Genomic DNA, 19,852 nt, shown 5'->3' with positions numbered 1-19,852 from the left:
CGCGATGGGGGGCGTGAGCGGCCGATCGATCGTTGGTCGATGGTTCGGTGATGGCTGGTTTTCAGATTCGAGAAAACAGCACCCGCGCGACCCACGCCACGCCGTTCATTCCCGACGCATACGCTGCACGCCACGCGCGCAAGCGGGCGCATATCGAACCGTCAGTCCGGCGCCGTTCCGGTCGACTCTCGCACGACGAGCTCGGGCGAGCCGATCGTATGCACGGCCGCGGCCGGCTCGATCCCGTCGATCATATCGAGCGTCAGCGCGATCGCTCGCGCGGCGATCTGCGCCGTCGGGAACCGCACGGTCGTCAGCGCGGGGCGGAACTGGTGCGCGAGCTGGATATCGGTCATGCCGACCACCGACAGATCGGCCGGCACGCGCAGCCCGAGATCGGCGGCCGCCTGCATCGCGCCGATCGCCATCAGGTCGTTGGTCGCGAATAGCGCGGTGAGGCCGGGTTTCTCGCGCAGCAGCGCGGCGGCCGCTTCGTAGCCGCCTTCGATCGAATCGTGCGTCGACACGGTCGTCAGCGCGTCGGCCGGATGGCCGCGGGCCGCGAGTTCGTCGGCGAAACCGTGCAGCCGCACCGACTGCGGACCGCCCGACCCCTTGCCGACGAGCGCGCCGAACGCGCGATGCCGCAGCCCGGACAGATGCGCGGCCGCCAGCGCGCCCGCCGCCGCGAAATCGACGGTCACGCACGGCAACGTACGCGATGCATGCACGTGTTCCCACATGCACAGCACGATCGATGCGCCGTGCCGCGCGATGTCGGCGAGCTCCGCTTCGGCGAGATCGGTGTTCATCACGATCGCGCCGGCCGCGAGCGTCCCCGCGATCCGCTCGAGGTAGTTGCGCGTGATCGCCGGATCGTCGTCGGTATTGGAGACGAGCAGGTAATGGCCGCGCTTGCGCGCCTCGCGTTCGGCGGCCAGCACGAACTCCGGGTAGAACGGGTTCGTGATGTTCGACAGCATCAGCGCGAGCGTCGACGTACGGCCCTCCGCGAGTGCGCGTGCGGTCAGGTTCGGCCGATAGCCGAGTTCGCGGATCGCCGCCATCACGCGTTCGACGGTCGCCGGCTTCACCTTCTGAGGATTGCGCAGCACATTCGAGACGGTCGCCGCCGTGACGTTCGCGCGCTGTGCGACTTGCGCGAGCGTCACCATGCGCGGCCTCCGAGCGGCCTGTTGGCAGGGGGCAGCGGAAGGGAAGCGGGAGGGTGTCTGCTCATATTCTGGGAGTGTGTCCCACAAGTTGCACAGGGACAGCCGATACGCTAATTTCTCGACACATCAGAGGAAGGAGACGACATGGTACGGCGAACCGGGCGAATTGCGCCAACAAAATTTAAGCGTTTAAATTTTCCGCTCCGATGCGTGTGACAGGCGAGAGGAGAGCGCGATGACCGCCATTTCATTGAAGGAAGTATCGAAGCGCTACGGCGACCATGCGCCGGTGCTGCGCGACGTGAATCTCGAGATCGCGTCGCACGAATTCTGCGTGTTTCTCGGTCCGTCGGGCTGCGGAAAATCCACGCTGTTGCGGATGATCGCCGGTCTCGAGGACGTGACCGAGGGCGAGCTGCGGATCGGCGGCTCGCGGATGAACGACACACCGCCCGCGGAGCGCGGCGTCGCGATGGTGTTCCAGAGCTACGCGCTGTTTCCGCACATGACCGTGTTCGACAACATCGGTTTCGGGCTGCGGATCGCCGGCACGCCGAAGGACGAGGTCCGCCGCCGCGTGACCGAGGCCGCGCGCGTGCTGCAGCTTGAAGCGCTGCTCGATCGCAAGCCGAAGGCACTGTCCGGCGGGCAGCGCCAGCGCGTCGCGATCGGCCGCGCGATCGTGCGCGAGCCGCGCGTGTTCCTGTTCGACGAGCCGCTGTCGAACCTCGATGCGACGCTGCGCGGCCAGACGCGCGTCGAAATCGCGCGGCTGCACGCGCGCTTCACGCAATCGAGTTCGGTCTACGTCACGCACGACCAGATCGAGGCGATGACGCTGGCCGACCGGATCGTGTTGCTGCATGCGGGCGACGACGTCGCGCGTTTCGGCAGCATCGCGCAGGCCGGTGCGCCGCTCGAGCTGTATCACCGGCCGGCCAACCGCTTCGTCGCCGGCTTCATCGGCTCGCCGCGGATGAACTTTCTGCCAGCCGTCGTCGACGCGAGCGATGCTGATGGCTGCCGGCTGACGCTGGAAGGCACCGGCGAAACGCTGACGCTGCGCGATCGACCGTTGCCGCGCCACGTCGGCCGCAGGGCGCGCGTGACGCTGGGGATTCGTCCCGAGCACCTGACGGTCGCGACGTCCGGCGATGCCGGCTTGCCGTCGATCGTCCGCGACATCGCGCTCGTCGAGCAGCTCGGCGAAGCCGCGTACGTGCATCTCGACCAGCCCGCCGGTGCGTCGCTGCTCGCGAAACTGCCGGGGCAGGCCGCGTTGCGGCGCGGCGAGCGCCACGCGTTTTGCGTGCAGCCGTCGAGCTGCCACCTGTTCGACGAAGCCGGCATCGCGTTGCCGGCCGTTCACGCCGAAGCGGCGTTCGCGTAGCGGCGCCATGCCGACCCGCCGCGTGCGACGCGGCATTCAACACACCAATACCAGGAGACAACGATGAGACTTCGTGCGAGCCGACTGCTGCTTGCCCTGACGACTGCCGCGGCGTGCGCCGCGGGCACGGCCGATGCGGGCACGCTGAAAGTGAACGTCGCCGCGCGCGGCAACCAGCGTGCGACGTGGCAGGCAGCGTTCGACCAGTTCCACAAGGCGAATCCGGACATCGACCTGAAGGTCAGCTACGTCGGCGAGGAGGCGTACAAGGTGCAGATGTCCGGCTGGCTCGCGACCGATCCGCCCGACGTGCTGAGCTGGAACAACGGCGAGCGGCTCGCGTATTTCGCGAAGCGCGGGCTGATCGAGGACCTGAGCGCGGACTGGCAGAAGAACGGCTGGACCGATACGTATGCGTCCGTCAAGCAGTCGTCGACTTACGGCGGCAAGCTCTACAGTCTGCCGCTCGGCTATGACGCGTACGGGTTGTTCTATCGCAAGGACCTGTTCGAGAAGGCCGGCATTCACGGCGAGCCGGCCGACTGGCCGCAGTTTCTGGATGCGTGCCGCAAGCTGAAGGCGGCCGGCATCGCGCCGATCGCGGTGGCCGCGCGCGATGCGTGGACGCTCGCTGCGTGGTTCGACTACCTCGACCTGCGGATCAACGGCTATGCGTTCCACCAGAAGCTGATGGCCGGCGACGTCGCCTATACCGATCCGCGCGTGCGGGCCGTGTATGCGGCATGGAAGAAGCTGATCGACGACAAGTATTTCATCGACAACGCGCTGTCCTACGACGTCGATTCGCTGAGCCCGCTGATCGTCAACGGTCAGGCCGCGATGACGCTGATGGGCACCTGGTATTCGGCAGGACTGCTGAGCGCGACGCGCAACCCGATCAGCTTCTTCCGCTTCCCGGTGATCGACGCGTCGGTGCCGCTCGCCGAGGACGGACCGGTCAACGTGCTGATCGTCCCCGCGAAGGCACACAACAAGGCCGATGCGCGACGCTTCCTCGCATTCATGGGGCAACCGGCGATCAGCGGCGAGTTCGCGAAGGGAATGGGGCAGCTGCCGTCGAACAACAAGGCGCCCGAGCCGCAGGATCCGATCTCGAAGATCGGCTTCCATACGCTGGCGACGACGCCGGGCGGGATCGCGCAGTTCTACGACCGCGACATGACGAAGGAAATGGCCGATGAGGGGATGAAGGCGATGCAGCAGTTCCTGTCCGACCCGACGCAGCTCGATGCGATCCTGCAGCGCCTCGAGCAGACCCGCAAGCGCATCTACCGCAAGTAATGCGCCGCGCGCCCGGGCCGGCGAGGATGTCGGTCCGGCGCTGCGTCGTCACCGTCACGTTCGTTTCATCGAAGGCCATCTCATGTCAACCAGCCTGTCCGAAAGCGCCGCGCGCCGCGATGCCGGCCCACGGCGGCCCGTGCGCGCGTCGCTCGCGCGGCGGCGCAACCGCGCGGCCCTGTGGTTCGTGCTGCCGGGTTTCACGCTATTCACCGTGTTCGTGCTGTACCCGATCGTCAGCAGCATCTGGCTGAGCTTCCATCAGTGGGACGGGATGACGCCGATGACGTTCGCCGGGCTCGACAACTATCGCGAGCTGCTGCAGTCCGACACGTTCTACGTCGCGCTGAAGAACAACGTGCTGTGGCTCGTGCTGTTCCTCGCCGCGCCGCCGCTCGGCCTCGCGCTCGCGCTGTACCTGAACCAGAACGTGTTCGGCATCCGGCTCGTGAAGTCGCTGTTCTTCGCACCGTTCGTGCTGCCGGGCGTCGTGGTCGGTCTCGTGTTCTCGTGGTTCTACGACCCGACGTTCGGGCTGCTGAAGCTGATCGTCGGGCACGGGATCCCGGTGCTCGGCGATCCGCGCTATGCGACCTACGGCGTGATCGCCGCCGCGCTGTGGCCGCAGATCCCGTTCTGCATGATCCTGTACCTGACCGGGCTCACCGGCATCAACGGCGAGATCGTCGAAGCGGCACGGATGGAAGGCGCGCGCGGCTTCACGCTGCTGTGGCACGTGATCCTGCCGCAACTGCGGCCCGCGACCTTCATGGCGGTGGTGCTGACCGTGATCGGCGCGCTGCGCAGCTTCGACCTGATTTCGGTGATGACGGGCGGCGGCCCGTTCGACAGCTCGACCGTGCTCGCGTATTTCATGGTCGACCAGGCGATCAAGTACTACCGAGAAGGCTATTCGGCCGCGATCGCCGTCGTGCTGTTCGCGATCATGCTCGTCTATATCGTGTGGCAGCTGCGCAAGCTGGTGCGCGTCGAGTCGTAAGGATAACAAACATGTACCCGATGCCCGTGTCCCGCTGGGGACGTCCCGCCCGCCTGCTGTACCGGCTGTCGCTGCCGTGCGCGCTCGCGCTGTGGCTCGTGCCGCTGCTCGCGGTGCTCGTCACGTCGATCCGCTCGACCGACGAGATCATGGCCGGTCATTACTGGAGCTGGCCGAAGCAGTTCGCGCTGCTCGACAACTATGGCGCCGCGCTCACGCAGACGCCGATGCTGCATTACTTCGCGAACAGCCTCCTGATCACGGTGCCGTCGGTCGCCGCGTCGATCCTGCTCGCGTCGCTCGCCGGGCACGCGCTCGCGAACTACCGGTTCCGCGGCAACCTCGCACTGCTCGGGCTGTTCGTCGCCGGCAACTTCGTGCCGATCCAGATCCTGATGATTCCGGTGCGGCAGATCATGCTCGGCGTCGGCCTGTACAACACCGTGTGGGCGCTCGTGCTGTTCCATACCGCGTTCCAGACCGGCTTCTGCACGCTGTTCCTGCGCAATTTCATCCGCGAACTGCCGTTCGAGCTGATCGAGGCCGCGCGCGTCGAAGGCGCGTCCGAGTGGGCGATCTACTGGCGCGTCGTGCTGCCGCTCGTGCGGCCCGCGCTGGCGGCGCTCGCGATCCTCGTGTTCACGTTCGTGTGGAACGACTACTTCTGGGCACTGTGCCTCACGCAAGGCGACGACGCGGCGCCGATCACCGTCGGCGTCGCCGCGCTCAAAGGGCAGTGGACGACCGCCTGGAACATCGTGTCGGCCGGCTCGGTGCTCGCCGCGCTGCCGTCGGTCGCGATGTTCTTCGCGATGCAGAAGCACTTCGTCGCGGGGCTCACGTTCGGCGCGACGAAGGGCTGATCTGTCCCATCCTCTTTCTTCAGCAAGGAATCCACGATGCACCTCGGCGTTTGCTACTACCCCGAACACTGGCCGCGCGAACAATGGGAGCGCGATGCACAGCGCATGGCCGAACTGGGCCTGACGCGCGTGCGGATCGCCGAATTCGCGTGGAGCCGGATGGAGCCGGAGCCCGGCCGTTACGACTGGGCCTGGCTCGACGACGCGATCGACACGCTCGCGCGCCAACAGTTGAAGATCGTGCTCGGCACGCCGACCGCCGCGCCGCCGAAGTGGCTCGTCGATCGTCATCCTGAGATTCTGCCGGTGGGCGCGGACGGCGCGGTATGGCAATTCGGCTCGCGCCGCCATTACGACATCGCGAGCCCCGTGTATCGCGAGCACTGCGTGCGCATCGCCGACGCGATGGCGCGGCGCTACGGCGCGCATCCGGCGGTAATCGCGTGGCAGACCGACAACGAACTCGGCTGCCACAACACGCTGCCGAGCTATACGCGGGCCGCGCTCGAAGGCTTCCGTGCATGGCTCGCCGCGCGTTATGGTGACATCGGTGCGCTGAACCGCGCATGGGGCAACGTATTCTGGAGCATGGAATATCGCGGCTTCGACGAGATCGAACTGCCGCGTCATACGCCGACCGACGCGAATCCCGCGCACCTGCTCGACTTCCGGCGCTATCAGTCGGACGAGGTCGCGCGGTTTCATGCCGCGCAGGTCGACGCGATCCGTCCGCACGCGCCGGGCCGCGACGTGCTGCACAACTTCATGGGCTTTTTCACGGAGTTCGATCACTACGCGTTCGCGCGTGGCGGCCTCGATGTCGCCGCGTGGGACAGCTATCCGGTGCCGCGTACCGAAGTGCTGCCGTTCGACGAAGCGGACAAGCGACGCTGGGCCCGCACCGGGCATCCTGACGTATCGGCGTTCTCGCACGACCTGTATCGCGGGGTCGGCAACGGCCGCATGTGGGTGATGGAGCAACAGGCGGGGCCCGTCAACTGGGGGCCGTACAACCCGGTGCCGCACGCGGGCGCGGTGCGGCTGTGGACGTGGGAGGCGTTCGCGCACGGCGCGGAGCTCGTGTCGTACTTCCGCTGGCGGCAGTATCCGCATGCGCAGGAGCAACTGCATTCGGGGCTCAACGCGCCGGACGACCGGCTGGCGCCGGGCGGTCATGAAGTCGCGCGCGTCGCACGCGAGATCGCCGCGCTCGGTCCGGCGCTCGTCGTCAGCGAGCGTGACACGGCCCGCGTGGCGCTGCTGTTCGACTACGAGGCCGACTGGATGATCCGGATCCAGCCGCACGGTGCCGATTTCGACTATCAGCAGCACGCGTTCGACTGGTATCGCGCGCTGCGCGAGCTGGGCCTCGACGTCGACATCGTCGCGGCGGGCGCCGACCTGTCGCGTTATGCGCTCGTCGTCGCGCCGACGCTGCCGGTCGTCACGGATCGGATCGTGGAGCAGGCTGGAAGCGGACGCGCGCACTGGCTGTTCGGGCCGCGCACGGGTTCGCGTACCGCGGAATTCGCGATCGCGCCGGGTCTCGCACCGGGCAAACTGCGCGACGTGCTGCCGGTGCGGATCGGTCAGGTCGAGTCGTTGCGGCCGTCGCTCGCGCCGCGTGTCTCGTTCGATGGCGTCGACGGCCATGCGCTGAAATGGCGCGATCACATCGACAGGGAAGCGGCACCGGGCGTCGACGTGCTCGCCGCGTGCGACGATGGTGTGCCGGCAGTCGTGCGGCGCGGTCATGTGACGATGGCGACTGCCTGTTTCGACCGCGCGCTGTTGCGCGCGATCATTGCCCGCTGCGCACACGATGCCGGGTTGCAGGTGCGCGCGCTGCCGGACGGCGTACGGTTGCGTCGGCGCGGGCGCGTCACGTTCGCGTTCAACTATGGTGACACGCCGTGCATGCTGCCCGCGCCGGGCGGCGCGCGCTTCGTGCTGGGCAGCCGCGACCTCGGCGCGGTGGATGTCGCCGCCTGGGTCGAACCGGACTGACGCGATGCAATCGTTGCGGTCGCTGCGCCTGCATTTCGCGCGCCTGGCCGGGATCGAGCACTTCGTGCCGCTGTCCGCGGCGGCGCTGATGCTCGGCATCGCGATGTCGTTTACGGCGCCGTACCTGTCGCTGTTCGGTGTGGAAGCGGCGGGGATGTCGCCGTTTCTCGCCGGCATCTTCATGACGCTGATCGCGGCGAGCGGCGTCGTCGCGAGCACGTGGGCCGGGCGCTGGTCGGACCGACGCGAGCGGCACCGGCCGCTGCTCGTGTTGTCGCTCGCGGCTGCCGCGTTCGGCTTCGCGCTGCTGTGCGTGCTGCGCGCGCATGGGCCGGTGATCGCCGCCGGCACGATCCTGCTCGGCGCGGGCGCCGTGTCGCTGTCGCAGATCTTCTCGTTCGCGCGCGCGGTGCTGCCCGTCGCCGACGATGCGCAGCGCGAGCTTGCATCGGCCGCGCTGCGCACGATGCTGTCGATCGCGTGGGTGTTCGGTCCCGCGCTCGGTGCGCTGATTCTCGCGCAGACGGGCTTTACCGGGCTATTTCTTGCGGCTTCCGCGGGCTTCGTCGCCTGCGCGGCGATCGTCGCGCGGATTCCGGAGCAGGGGCGGTGGCACGCGGCCGTTCACGTGCGAGCCATTGACCGCGCCGCGCCGCCGCCTGACGAAGTGCGTGCGGAGATCGTCGTCGCGCCGCGCGCCAGCGTGCTGCGCACCCTCGTCGCGCTCACGCTGATCGGCCTCGCGGCGAACGCGACGATGATCGTGCTGCCGCTCTATATCGTGCGTGCGCTCGGCGGCACGCCGGCGAACGTATCGGCCGCGCTCGGGCTGGCCGCGCTGCTCGAGATTCCGATGATGCTGTGGCTCGGCATCCGCTCGACGCGCCTCGACAAGGCGCGCTGGCTGACCGCGTGCGCGCTCGTGCATGCCACGTATTTCATCGGCCTCGCGGCGGTGACGCGCGTGAACCTGATCCTGCCGCTGCAACTGCTGAGCGCATGCGTGGTCGCGATCACGTCGTGCCTCGGGATGACGCATGTATGCGACCTGATGCCCACGCGCCCCGGCACCGCGACCGCGATGTTCTTCAGCACCGCGCGGGTCGGCTCGATCGCATCGGGTGTGCTGTCGGGCGCGTGCGTCGACCTGTTCGGCTATCGCGCGACGTTCGCCGGATGCTGCGGGCTCGCGCTGGTGGCGTGCGTGCTGCTTGCCGTGGATGCGAGCGGCGAGCGTGGCGGCGCCGGCGGTGAGAGCGATACGAGCGCCGCGCGCCGCGGCTTCGACTCACCGCACTGACGCGGCATGCGCCGGTGCGGTGAAGCAGCGACGGCGTGACGCGTCAGCGCTGCCGGAACGCGTCGAGCGACGGCAACGCGTGACCGTGGAAGTCGAACAGCGTGTTGTTGTCCCACTGATCGCCCGCACCGAGCTTCCAGCCGACACCCGGCGTCGGGATCCATTCCGGTTCCCACCAGAACACGCCCTTGCCGCGATTGCCCGGCACGCCCTTCACGATATCGACGACCGCCGCGAGGAATTGCGCCTGACCGGCCGGCGACGGCGGAAAGCTCGTCGAGCCGGTGTTCGTCATCGCGTTCGGCTCCGAATCGCCGTCGCTCGTGGTCCACGGATACGCGGTTTCGACGACGATCAACTCCTTGTCGTAGCGCACCGCGAGATCGTTCGCGTTGTTGCGCAGGTCGTCGAGCGCGCCTTGCCATTGCGGGTAGTACGACAGGCCGATCGCGTCGAACGCGACGCCGCGCTGCGTCGCGCTGTCGAACCACCAGCGGCTCTTGCCGTTGTCGCCGCCGCTGTCGATGTGCAGCATCACCTTGATGCGCGGATCGACGGCCTTCACCGCGTCGTGACCGGTCTTCAGCAACTGCGCGAGGTTGTCCCACTGGTCGTAGCGGCCGAGCGGCCACAGCATGCCGCCCGTGATCTCGTTGCCGATCTGCACCCACTCGGGGCGCACGCCGGCACGTTGCAGCCGGCGCAGTACGTCGGTCGTGTACGCCGACAGCAGCGCGCACGTATCGACGAGATTCTTGCCGGCCCATGCATGCGGCGGATATTGCTTGCCGGGGTCGGCCCACCAGTCGCTGTAGTGGAAGTCGATCAGGATGCGCATGCCGAGCGCGGCCGCGCGCTGCGCGAGGGCAACGACGTGCGCGGCATTGTTGTAACCCGCTGCGGCGCTCTGGTTCGCGGGGAAGAAATCCGGATTGCCGGGATCGTTCCAGACCTTGATCCGGATCGAATCGACGCCGTGCGCGCGGAGAATTTTCAGGCAGTCGCGCGGCGCGCCGCCGCGGTCGAAGAAAGTCGCGCCATGCGCTTCGAGTTCCGGCAACGTCGAGATGTCGGCCCCCATCGCGAACGGGCTCGCCGCCGCAGTGGGCGGGGTGGGCTTTGCAAAGGCGGGCAGCGGGGCGGCCAGGTCGAGGCACGCAAGCGCCGCGCTCGACATGCTCCAGCGCAGCATCGATCGTCTGTTCATCGTCATCCTCCATGTCATGGACCCCGTCGGACGCGGGGTCGGCTTCAGGGTCTTTAAGCGCTTAAATTTCGGCCCGCGATACGAGGCCGAATGGAGCGTAGCGCACCTGTCGCCGCCCATGCAAAGAACGCACGCGTTGCCTACTATCTGGCGAGCACCGTCACGCGCGGCGCTTCATCGCACCGCGAGCCGGCAGAAGAAGCGATCGGCGCGGAGGCGGCCGTCGGCGTGCATTCGACGCCGCACCGCGGTCGGCGCGATCGCGGCTTACGCGCCGCGCTACGACCGGTCGCGATTCCGGGCGCGCGTCGCACCCGTGATGACCGCGATGCCGAACAGGATGACGGCCACGATCTCGATGATGTGCTGAGAGACGTGCAGCGTCATCAAACCCCAGGCGACGCCGCCGATGAAAATGATCCATCCGACCAGATAGATAAGCAGGGTCATCGTTCTTCTCCTTGCCGTGTTGGCCCATGGCGCCGACTGCCGGTCGTGCAAAATTTACCGCTTACGCGGCGAGGCGCGACGAATGGCACGATCCGCGAGGGCAGGAGCATATTGTGCGCCTGGCCTTGCGGAACCTGACGGCGTTCCCGAGGGACGTCGCTCGCCGGGTATTTCATTCCGGCGCCGCAGCGTGCGCGTGCAGCCCGAGCCGCGCCATCAGCCGCCCGGCGTCGAACGGCGCCTGCGTCTTCGTGTCGTTGTCGAAATAGCAGTACACGTCGCGCGTCTTTGCACGCGGCGGTTGCAGGCCCGGTGCGACGAGGTGCGCATCGTCGGGCTGCGCGCCCCGGCTCCACGCTTCGATTCTGCGCGCCCATCGTTCGAGCGCCGCATCGGCGTATTCGCCCGAATACTTCGTTTCGGTGCCATGCAGCCGCATGTAGACGAACCGCGCGCTCAGATCCTCGAACTGCGGCCACGCCTCGGTCGAATCCGACACGACGAGCGCGACCTTGTGGCGGCGCAGCAGCTTTACGAACGCCGGGTCCACGAAGCTGTCGTGCCGTACTTCCACCGCGTGGCGCAACGCTCGCTTGCGGTCGATCTGCAGATACGGCTCGCGCACGCGCGCATCGTGCCGCCGGGCGAGCGCGAGCGCCGCTTCCGTGTCGGGCGGAAGCAAGCTCAGGAAGCGTTCCATGTGCGCCGGATCGAAACGCAGCGACGGCGGGAATTGCCACAGCAGCGGCCCGAGCTTGTCCTTCAGCGCGAACAGCCCCTGAGCGAAAAAATTCGCGCACGCGATCGTGGCCGTTTCGCCGTGAAAGCGCAGCATGTGCGTCAGGTAGCGCGAGCCTTTCACGCTGAACACGAACCCGGGCGGCGTGTCGGCATACCAGCGCCGCCAGCTGTCAGGTGCCTGCAAGCTGTAGTGCGTGCCGTTGATTTCTATCGTCTGCAGTCGACCCGATGCATAGCGCAGCTCGCCGGGCTGCTTCAGGCCGGCCGGGTAGAACGTGCGTCGCCAGCCTGGGTAGCGCCAGCCCGAAATGCCGATGCGAATCCTGCCGGATATGCGTGTCACGTCGATGCCCGGCTGTGCCGGGTTCCTGATGCGGTTCCGGTGACGAGCAATCTGCATGCCGCGGCGGTCGTCGATCCGAATTCTTTTTTAAAGACCGCGCCACGTTCGGCCGGTATGATCGCTGCGCTCGCGAACGATGCAGTCGGCCGGTGCGGTCCGATCCACGCGTCACCGCCTTCGCCGGCACGGCAATCACGACACCATCGGACGGACGCGGCGGCACGCGGCCCGTCGATTCGGCCGAACCGGCCAACCCAGCACGACGGAGTATCGAGACAATGTGGACCGACAGGGGAGCGGGGCGGCACGCGACGATGATCGCGGCGGGCGGCGCGTTGTGCGTGGCCGCCGCGGGCGCTGCGCAGGCATCGGCGCCGGGCACGGCGGTGGCCGTGCTGCCGGCCATCGACGTGCGAGGGCCGGCCCACGCCTCGTCCGTCGGGCTCGTCGGGCAGCGTACCGCAACCGGCACCAAGACCGACACGCCGATCGACGAGATCCCGCAAACGATCAACATCGTGACCGCGCAGCAGATCGAGATGACCGGCGCGGCCGACCTGAACCAGGCGCTGCGCTACGTGCCCGGCTTCTCGACGTTCGGCGCCGACAGCCGGACCGACTGGTATGCGGCGCTGCGCGGCTTTACGCCGACGTTGTACGTCGACGGCCTCGCCGCGCCGAATACGGCCGTGATCGCGAACTGGCGCGTCGATCCGTACACGATCGACTCGATCGCGGTGCTGCGCGGGCCGACGTCGGTGCTGTACGGCGCGGGCGAGCCCGGCGCGATCGTCGACGCACACACGAAGCTCGCCGACGGCGAACGCGTGCGCGAGGCCGGCGTGCAGATCGGCAACGATGCGCGCAAGCAGGCCATGCTCGACGTCGGTGACACACTCGACCCGGACGGCAAGTACGCGTACCGGTTCGTCGGCGTCGCGCGCGACGGCAACGCGGTGACGGGCCCCAACGGCGACCGGCGCGTCGCGCTGGCGCCGTCGTTCCGCTGGCGGCCGAATGCCGACACGTCGCTGACGGTCTCCGCGACGTTCCTGCAGGACAGCGGCGACATCTCGTCGAACTTCCTGCCGGCGTCGGGCACCGTATTGCCGAACCCGAACGGACGCCTGTCGCAGGACATCTACATGGGCGACCCGTCGTTCAACGACTACCGCAAGAAGCAATGGTCGCTCGGCTACGCGCTGGAACATCGCGTGAATGCAATCTGGACATTGCATCAGGACGTGCGCTGGTCGCACCTGTCGCTCGACGATGCAACGGTGTTCGGCAATGGCTTCGCGCCGCGCAGCACGACGAACATGATGCGGTTCGCGGGGCTGTTCCAGCTCAACTACAGCCGGCTCGACATCGACAATCACGCGCAGGCGCGCTTCGGCACGGGGCCGCTCGAGCACACGCTGCTGTTCGGCGTGCAGTTCGACCGGCAGACGACGACCAACAGCGTGTGGCTGGCGCTGGCGCCGTCGCTCAACTTGTACCATCCCGTCTACCGGCCGGTGACGGCCGCGATCTTCTCCGGCCCGACGTCGCTCGGCCATATCGACCAGTACACGGCGATGAACGCGTTCGGCCTCTACGCGCAGGACCAGATCCGCTGGCAGCGCTGGACGCTGACGCTCGGCGGACGCGAAGACTTCGTGAATGCCCGCTTCGACGACCGGACGGCCGGCACACAGACGCAGCAGGACGTCAGTGCGTTCTCTGGGCGCGTCGGGCTGACCTATCAGGGCGATGCCGGGTTGTCGCCGTACGTGAGCTATTCGACGTCGTTCGATCCGGTCGTCGGCGTGCGGATGTTCGGCGGCGGCCTGGCGAAACCGACGCGCGGCGCGCAGACCGAAGCGGGGCTGCGCTGGCAGCCGCCCGGCAAAAACCTGATGCTGAGCGCGGCCGTCTACCGGATCGACCAGACCAACGTCGTGACGCCGACGCCGGTGAATCTCGACCCGACCGGCACGACGTCCGTGCAGACCGGCAAGGTGCGCTCGCGCGGCATCGAGCTGAGCGCGGTGGGCAAGGTGACGCGCGAACTGTCGATCGTCGCGTCGTATGCGTACCAGGACGTCAAGAACGTGCAGGCGAACGATGCGTCGCTGAACAACTGGCCCGTCTCCGTGCCGCTGCCGCGGCAGATGGCGTCGATGTGGGCCGACTGGACCTGGCACACGGGCACGCTGGCGGGGCTCGGAATCGGCGGCGGCGTGCGGTACCAGAGCGCATCGGCCGGTGCGCCCGACAACTCGCTGACGGTGCCGAGCGCGACGTTGTATGACCTCGCGTTGCATTACGACATGCCGCACTGGCGCTTCGCGCTGAACGTCGCGAACCTGTTTGACCGGCGCTACGTCAGCGGCTGCCAGTCGTACGCCGTATGCGTGTTCGGCAACGAGCGGACCGTGCTCGGCAGCGCGAAATACAACTGGTGAGCGCGAGCGTGCCGGCCGTGCCTATGCGCCGCGTTGCGGCTCGCGGGTCGCGGCGCGCGGGCGCGCCTGGCGCTGGCGCCGCCACTCGGTCGGCGTGACGCCGAAGCGTTCGCGAAAGGCCGTCGCGAAATTGGCCGGCGTGGAAAAGCCGATTTCCTTCGCGATGCTTGCAATGCTGAGCGACGTCGAATCCAGCAAATCCTGTGCGATCCGCAGCCGTTCGTGCCGCAGGTACTCGAACACCGTCTGCCCGAGATTGTCGCGAAACGCGCGCGACAGCCGCTTCTCATGCGTGCCGACCGCGCGCGCCAGTTGCTCCACGGTCGGCGGATCGTTCAAGGTGCGCGACAGGTGCCGGATCGCCGCGCGCACGATGATGTCGTCGTCCTTGCCGGCCGCGAACGGGCTGTGTGCCGGCTCCGTACCGGCGGGCTGTTCACGCGTGGTCCGCGCGAGCTGCACGCGAATCCGGGCGACCACTTCCGCCGGCTCGAACGGCTTCACCACATAGTCGACGCCGCCGATTTCCAGCCCTTCGAGGCGTTCGTGCAATTCGCCAGCCACGGTCAGGAAAATCACCGGAATCGCGCGCGTGGCGGGATCCGCGGCGAGCAGCCGGCACGCGGTGAAACCGTCCATCCGCGGCATGCGGACATCCATCAGGATCAGGTCTGGCAACAGCGCCTGCGCGCGCTGGCACGCCTGCATGCCGTCGGACGCGATGCTGATCCGGCAACCCGTGCCGCGCAGGATGTCGATCAGCAAACGCAACTGGTCGGGTTGATCGTCGACGACCAGGATATGGACATCGCTCAATGTGGAGATCGATGAAGGCATCGTGCACCTGTTCTGGAAAGGCGGTTGGCGACGGTTCCGCGGGTGGCCTGCCCGGTTCGGGGGAAACGTCGTGAGCCGCTCTATGACGACGCAACCACGCATCGCACGCACGCATCGATTCCGGAGGATGCCGGCACTGCACGGCAGGCAGCCGGTCGCCGCATGACACGGCGTTCGTTTTTTTGATCACCGAGCCGGCAAGGACGCGGACGATTGCCATGCCCGCGTCGTGAAGATCGCGACTGCGGAAATCAATGCGAGCGGAATTGTAGGAGCTTATTTCGAATCCCGCCAGACGCGACGATGCTATTCGAGTCATGCTGCTTTCCCGATTTTAAAAATGGCGGTTTGCGACAGGAACTCGCGCGTTGATATGTGCCCATACTAATGGTTTACGCGAGTATCAGGTGTACGGTCGAACGGTCGGCCAGCTTTTTTATTGCCGCTTAATAATCCTTTTTAATTCAAATCTGCTTTGGCAAAGCATTTGTCCGCCCGGCAAAACATCCTGATTAATTTTGGTGGCGCGAAATCGTTTGCGAGATGCCTGTATTTAACGTAAGTCGTTGAATATATAGGATTTCACAATCTATAAAGAATGTCGCCTTTAATAATTTAATGTCGTGTCCCATAATTCGTCCGAACTTTGAATGCCGGATAGCACAGCGTAACGAACGGCGCCGCAAGTTGTGACGGACGTTGTGCGATTCGAATCCGATGCATCGATTGATGCGCGTCCGGGCGAATGCTCGTGGTGCGGAAGCGAAACGCCGGCTGCCGAAGACGAAATAAAAGAAGCGGGGTTGGTCGCGGTCGGCGCGACATCACACCAGAGGTATTTGTAACGGCAGGTTGAATCTCCGGATTCAGTCGGGGGTCGACTCGTCCATGAAAAGTAGTACGCATTCCTAATGCAGTTTCCTGATTGACGGAACGGGCCGTGAGAAGACGGCGTGCCCGGAGGCTTCGATCGTCCTGTCGAAACGGACGTCGATGCAGGCCGCTTCCGACAAGGCCACGCCGGATCCAGGAATCGGGTTCCGCACCGAAGTCGCAATCGAAATCGAAGTCGAAGCTGTCGAAGAAAGTAAGTAGTCCATATTCAAACCAGACGCTACACAACGGAGCAGAAGACCATGAAGAGGAAGCAGATTTCGGCGCTTGCCGCCGCGATGTTCACGGGCGCAGGTGTGCTGATCGCAGGTGCCGCGCACGCCGACAATTTCGTCGACCGCGGCAACCCGGACAACGCGCTGAACGGGCAGTGCATCGACGGCACCAACCCGCTGTGCGTTGCCACGAAGAGCGGCAATTTCGTGGCGGTGAGTACCGCGAACGTGACGCAGGGCACGAATGCGAAGGCCGGCACCAGCGGCATCGCGATCGGCGACCAGTCGAACGCGAGCAGCAACGGCGGCAGCAGCAGCGGCGGCGCGATCGCGATCGGTGTCGGCTCGCAGGCGCTGGCGAACTCGTCCACCGCGATCGGAACGGTGGCCGTCGCGCAGGGCAACACGGCGCTGGCGATCGGCCGGCAGTCGGCCGCGATCGGCGATTTCTCGATGGCGCTCGGCAACGTCGCGGATGCGCACGGCACGAGCTCGATCGCGCTCGGCCACTCGGCGCTGGCCAGCGGCGACCGCTCGGTCGCGATCGGCGGCGCGAACCCGACGTCGAGCGACGGCGTATCGGCCGGTGCTTCGTACGACGCGGCGACGCAGACGCGTGCCGCCGGCACGCAGTCGGTGGCGATCGGCGCGGGCGCGCAGACGAACGGCAACAACCAGGTCGCGATCGGGTCGGGCGCCATCGGCGCCAACAACGGTGGCACGCCGGTCTTCGGCGGCACGGCCGCGCCGGTCGGTGGCGCGGTGTCGTTCGGCGCAATCGGCAGCGAGCGCCAGCTCAAGAACGTCGCGGCGGGCGCGGCCGATACGGACGCCGTCAACGTCCAGCAGCTGAAGAACGTGAACAGCACGCTCAGCACGGGTATCGGCAATGTCGACGCACGCGTGACGTCGGTCGGCAATTCGCTGTCGACCACGATCTCGAACGTCGACCAGCGCGTGACCAACGTCGGCAACAGCCTCAGCACCAGCATCGTCACCGCCACGCAGGACGTCGTGAAGTACACCGACAACACGCATGCGGCGATCGCGCTCGACGGCGCCGGCGGCACCACGATCGGCGGCGTCGCGGCGGGCGTAGCCGATACCGACGCCGTCAACGTCGGGCAGTTGAAGGGCAGCGTCGCACCGCTGCAGACGTCCATTTCGACGGCAAGCTCGAACATCGCGAACCTGCAGAGCAGCGTGACCGGCATCAACACGTCGCTGAGCACGGCCGTGTCGAACATCGGCGGCCTGCAGGCGGCCGATGCGCGCAACGTCAAGTACGACGGCGCAAGCGGCTTCGACTCGGTGACGTTCGCGGGCACGAACGGCACGACGCTGCACAACGTCGCCGACGGCAAGGACGTGCACGATGCGGTCAACCTCGGGCAATTGAGCGGCGGCCTCGCGTCGCTCAGCACGAGCGTGACGAACAACCTCAGCACGACGCTCGGCAACCTGAGTACGTCGATCACGAGCCAGATCGGCGACGCGACGAAGAACGCCGTGCAGTACGACAGCGACGCACACAGCGGCGTCACGCTCGGCGGAACGGGCGCGGCAGCACCGGTCGGCCTGCACAATGTCGCGGACGGGGTCGCCGCGAACGACGCCGTGAACGTGGGCCAGCTGGGCAAGGCGACCGACACGCTCAACCAGTCGATCACGACCGTCGGCAACCAGGTGACGACGAATACGGGCAACATCGCGGCGCTCCAGCAGGATGCGCTCCAGTGGAACCCGGGCCTCGGCGCCTACGATGCCAGCCACGGCGGCCACGGCCCGCAGCTCATCAGCAACGTTGCGGCCGGCAAGGCAGGCACCGACGCGGTCAACGTCGACCAGCTGACCGCGGCGATTCATGACGGTACGAGCCAGCTCGACGCGCTGGCCGTGAAATACGACGATGCGAGCAAGCAGCAGATTTCGCTCGGCGCGGGCAACGGCGGCAGCCTGGTGCGCGTGACCAACGTCGCCGCCGGCAACGTGGCGGCCGGCAGCACCGATGCGGTGAACGGCGCGCAACTGCGCAGCGCGATCGACGGTACCGCGGCCGCACTCGGCGGCGGCGCGACGTCGAACCCCGACGGCTCGATCAGCGCACCGAACTACAAGATCGGCGGCAGCGCGTTCAACAATGTCGGCGACGCGCTGACGAACCTCGACGGCCGCGTCGGCAGCAACACGACGACGCTCGCGAATCACGAAACGCGCCTCGGCAATGCCGAAACGAACATCGCCGGCAACACGGCCGCGATCGCCGGGCTGCAGCAGGACGCGCTGCAGTTCGACCCGACGCTCGGCGCATACAGCGCGGCGCGCGGCGGTGCGCCGACGAAGCTGACGAACGTGGCCGACGGCAACGTCGCCGCGGGCAGCACGGACGCGGTGAACGGCGGCCAGCTGTCGGGCGTGAAAACCGCGCTCGAGCAGCAGATCACGAACGTATCGAACCAGGCCGGCGAAGCCGTGAAGAACGTCGTCAAATACGACGTCGACACGAACGGCAACCGGCTGAATTCGGTGTCGCTCGTCGGCGGCGACGTCAATTCGTCCGTCGTGCTCAAGAACGTCGCCGCGGGCACCAGCGATACGGACGCGGTGAACGTGAAGCAGCTGAAGGACGTGCAGTCGAACCTCAACCAGCTCGGCGCGCTCGCCGTGCAGTACGACGACAGCTCGAAGAGCACGATCACGCTCGGCGGCGCCGGCGGCACGCGCATCACCAACGTGCAGGCAGGCACGCTCAGCGCCGCCAGCACGGATGCGGTGAACGGCTCGCAGCTGTATGCGACCAACCAGCAGGTGTCGAAGAACAGCACCGACATCTCGAACCTGCAAGGGAGCGTGACCAACATCGCGAACGGCAAGGCCGGCCTCGTGCAGCAGCAGGATCCGAACGGCGCGATCACGGTCGGGAAGGACACGGGCGGCACCAGCGTGAACTTCTCCGGCACGGCGGGCGACCGCGTGCTGACCGGCGTTGCGGCCGGCGTGAACGCCAACGACGCGGTGAACGTGGGCCAGTTCAACACCGCGCTGCAGAATGTCGCGGCCAACGACAAGATCCGCGCGGCCGCGACCGACGCGAACACCACGTGGATCGCGCGTGCCGATGCGGGTGCGATCGGCTCGACGGCGACCGCGACCGGCAAGAACGCGGTGGCGGTCGGCCAGGGCTCGGTCGCCGATCGCGACAACTCGTTCTCGGTCGGTGCGAAGGGCAGCGAGCGTCAGGTCACGAACGTCGCGGCCGGCACGGCGCCGACCGACGCGGTGAACGTGCAGCAGTTGAACGACAACCTCGCGACGGCGTCGACGCAGGCGAAGGGCTACACCGACCAGCGCATCGGCCAGGTGTACAACTCGTTCAACGACCTGAAGAAGGACATGTACGGCGGTGTCGCGTCGGCGATGGCGGTAGCGGGCTTGCCGCAGCCGACCGGTGCGGGGCGCTCGATGGTGTCGGCGGCGACGTCGAACTATCACGGCCAGCAGGGCTTTGCGGCGGGGTACTCGTACGTGACGGAAAGCAACCGCTGGGTCGTCAAGGCATCGGTGACGGGCAACACGCGGTCGGACTTCGGCGCGGTGGTCGGCGCGGGTTATCAGTTCTAGCCGGCACGTTTGACGTGATGCAATCAACAGTCCCGTGCCGATGCTCGGGATTGCGGAACA

At 67.0% G+C, this 19,852-nt stretch carries 13 protein-coding genes; 8 read left to right on the top strand and 5 right to left on the bottom strand.

Features of this window, described 5'->3' with window-relative positions:
• Window positions 1-161 precede the first annotated feature (161 nt).
• Window positions 162-1,175 carry a LacI family DNA-binding transcriptional regulator gene (locus U5798_RS02130; RefSeq protein WP_322081011.1) on the bottom strand — a complete coding sequence of 338 codons (1,014 nt, stop codon included), beginning with the start codon at window positions 1,173-1,175 and terminating at the stop codon, window positions 162-164.
• Between the two features lie 235 nt (window positions 1,176-1,410).
• Between U5798_RS02130 and U5798_RS02125 the strand changes: the two genes are divergently transcribed.
• The 6 genes from U5798_RS02125 to U5798_RS02100 all read left to right on the top strand — a co-directional run bounded on the left by U5798_RS02125 (window position 1,411) and on the right by U5798_RS02100 (window position 9,037).
• Entirely contained in the window at window positions 1,411-2,565 is a 1,155-nt protein-coding gene (locus U5798_RS02125; protein ID WP_322081010.1) for a sn-glycerol-3-phosphate ABC transporter ATP-binding protein UgpC, read from the top strand.
• 63 nt (window positions 2,566-2,628) lie between these two features.
• Window positions 2,629-3,867 carry an ABC transporter substrate-binding protein gene (locus U5798_RS02120; RefSeq protein ID WP_322081009.1) on the top strand — a complete coding sequence of 413 codons (1,239 nt, stop codon included), beginning with the start codon at window positions 2,629-2,631 and terminating at the stop codon, window positions 3,865-3,867.
• Between the two features lie 82 nt (window positions 3,868-3,949).
• Window positions 3,950-4,867 (top strand): carbohydrate ABC transporter permease, encoded by a 918-nt coding sequence (locus U5798_RS02115; RefSeq protein WP_124448341.1) that lies wholly within the window; start codon window positions 3,950-3,952, stop codon window positions 4,865-4,867.
• 11 nt (window positions 4,868-4,878) lie between these two features.
• On the top strand, window positions 4,879-5,730 hold the full coding sequence (locus tag U5798_RS02110; protein WP_322081008.1) for a carbohydrate ABC transporter permease: 852 nt from the start codon (window positions 4,879-4,881) through the stop codon (window positions 5,728-5,730).
• A 36-nt stretch (window positions 5,731-5,766) separates the two neighbouring features.
• Window positions 5,767-7,737, top strand: a complete 1,971-nt coding sequence (locus tag U5798_RS02105; protein WP_322081007.1) for a beta-galactosidase — start codon at window positions 5,767-5,769, stop codon at window positions 7,735-7,737.
• Window positions 7,738-7,741: 4 nt separating this feature from the next.
• A complete protein-coding gene (locus U5798_RS02100; protein ID WP_322081006.1) occupies window positions 7,742-9,037 on the top strand; it encodes a sugar efflux transporter in 1,296 nt (431 codons plus the stop codon).
• A 43-nt stretch (window positions 9,038-9,080) separates the two neighbouring features.
• Here the strand turns inward: U5798_RS02100 and U5798_RS02095 are convergent, their stop codons facing one another.
• From U5798_RS02095 to U5798_RS02085, 3 genes are all read right to left on the bottom strand, one after another.
• Window positions 9,081-10,244 carry an arabinogalactan endo-1,4-beta-galactosidase gene (locus U5798_RS02095; protein WP_322081005.1) on the bottom strand — a complete coding sequence of 388 codons (1,164 nt, stop codon included), beginning with the start codon at window positions 10,242-10,244 and terminating at the stop codon, window positions 9,081-9,083.
• 279 nt (window positions 10,245-10,523) lie between these two features.
• Window positions 10,524-10,694 carry a hypothetical protein gene (locus U5798_RS02090; RefSeq protein WP_006397039.1) on the bottom strand — a complete coding sequence of 57 codons (171 nt, stop codon included), beginning with the start codon at window positions 10,692-10,694 and terminating at the stop codon, window positions 10,524-10,526.
• Between the two features lie 172 nt (window positions 10,695-10,866).
• Entirely contained in the window at window positions 10,867-11,778 is a 912-nt protein-coding gene (locus tag U5798_RS02085) for a DUF72 domain-containing protein (RefSeq protein ID WP_322081202.1), read from the bottom strand.
• A gap of 278 nt (window positions 11,779-12,056) precedes the next feature.
• On the opposite strand from U5798_RS02085, the gene U5798_RS02080 reads away from it, so the two are divergent.
• Window positions 12,057-14,225: a TonB-dependent siderophore receptor gene (locus U5798_RS02080; RefSeq protein WP_322081004.1), complete on the top strand. Its 2,169-nt coding sequence runs from the start codon at window positions 12,057-12,059 to the stop codon at window positions 14,223-14,225.
• Between the two features lie 21 nt (window positions 14,226-14,246).
• Here U5798_RS02080 and U5798_RS02075 read toward each other — a convergent pair whose 3' ends face one another.
• Window positions 14,247-15,062, bottom strand: a complete 816-nt coding sequence (locus tag U5798_RS02075; protein WP_322081003.1) for a response regulator — start codon at window positions 15,060-15,062, stop codon at window positions 14,247-14,249.
• 1,136 nt (window positions 15,063-16,198) lie between these two features.
• Between U5798_RS02075 and U5798_RS02070 the strand changes: the two genes are divergently transcribed.
• Window positions 16,199-19,792, top strand: coding sequence for a YadA family autotransporter adhesin (locus U5798_RS02070; protein WP_322081002.1), 3,594 nt, complete (start codon window positions 16,199-16,201; stop codon window positions 19,790-19,792).
• Window positions 19,793-19,852 lie beyond the last annotated feature (60 nt).

Source organism: Burkholderia sp. BCC1972 (genome assembly GCF_905339605.1).
GTDB lineage: Bacteria > Pseudomonadota > Gammaproteobacteria > Burkholderiales > Burkholderiaceae > Burkholderia.
The sequence above is the reverse complement of the archived record's forward strand: the minus strand, read 5'-3'. Positions and strand labels throughout refer to the sequence as shown.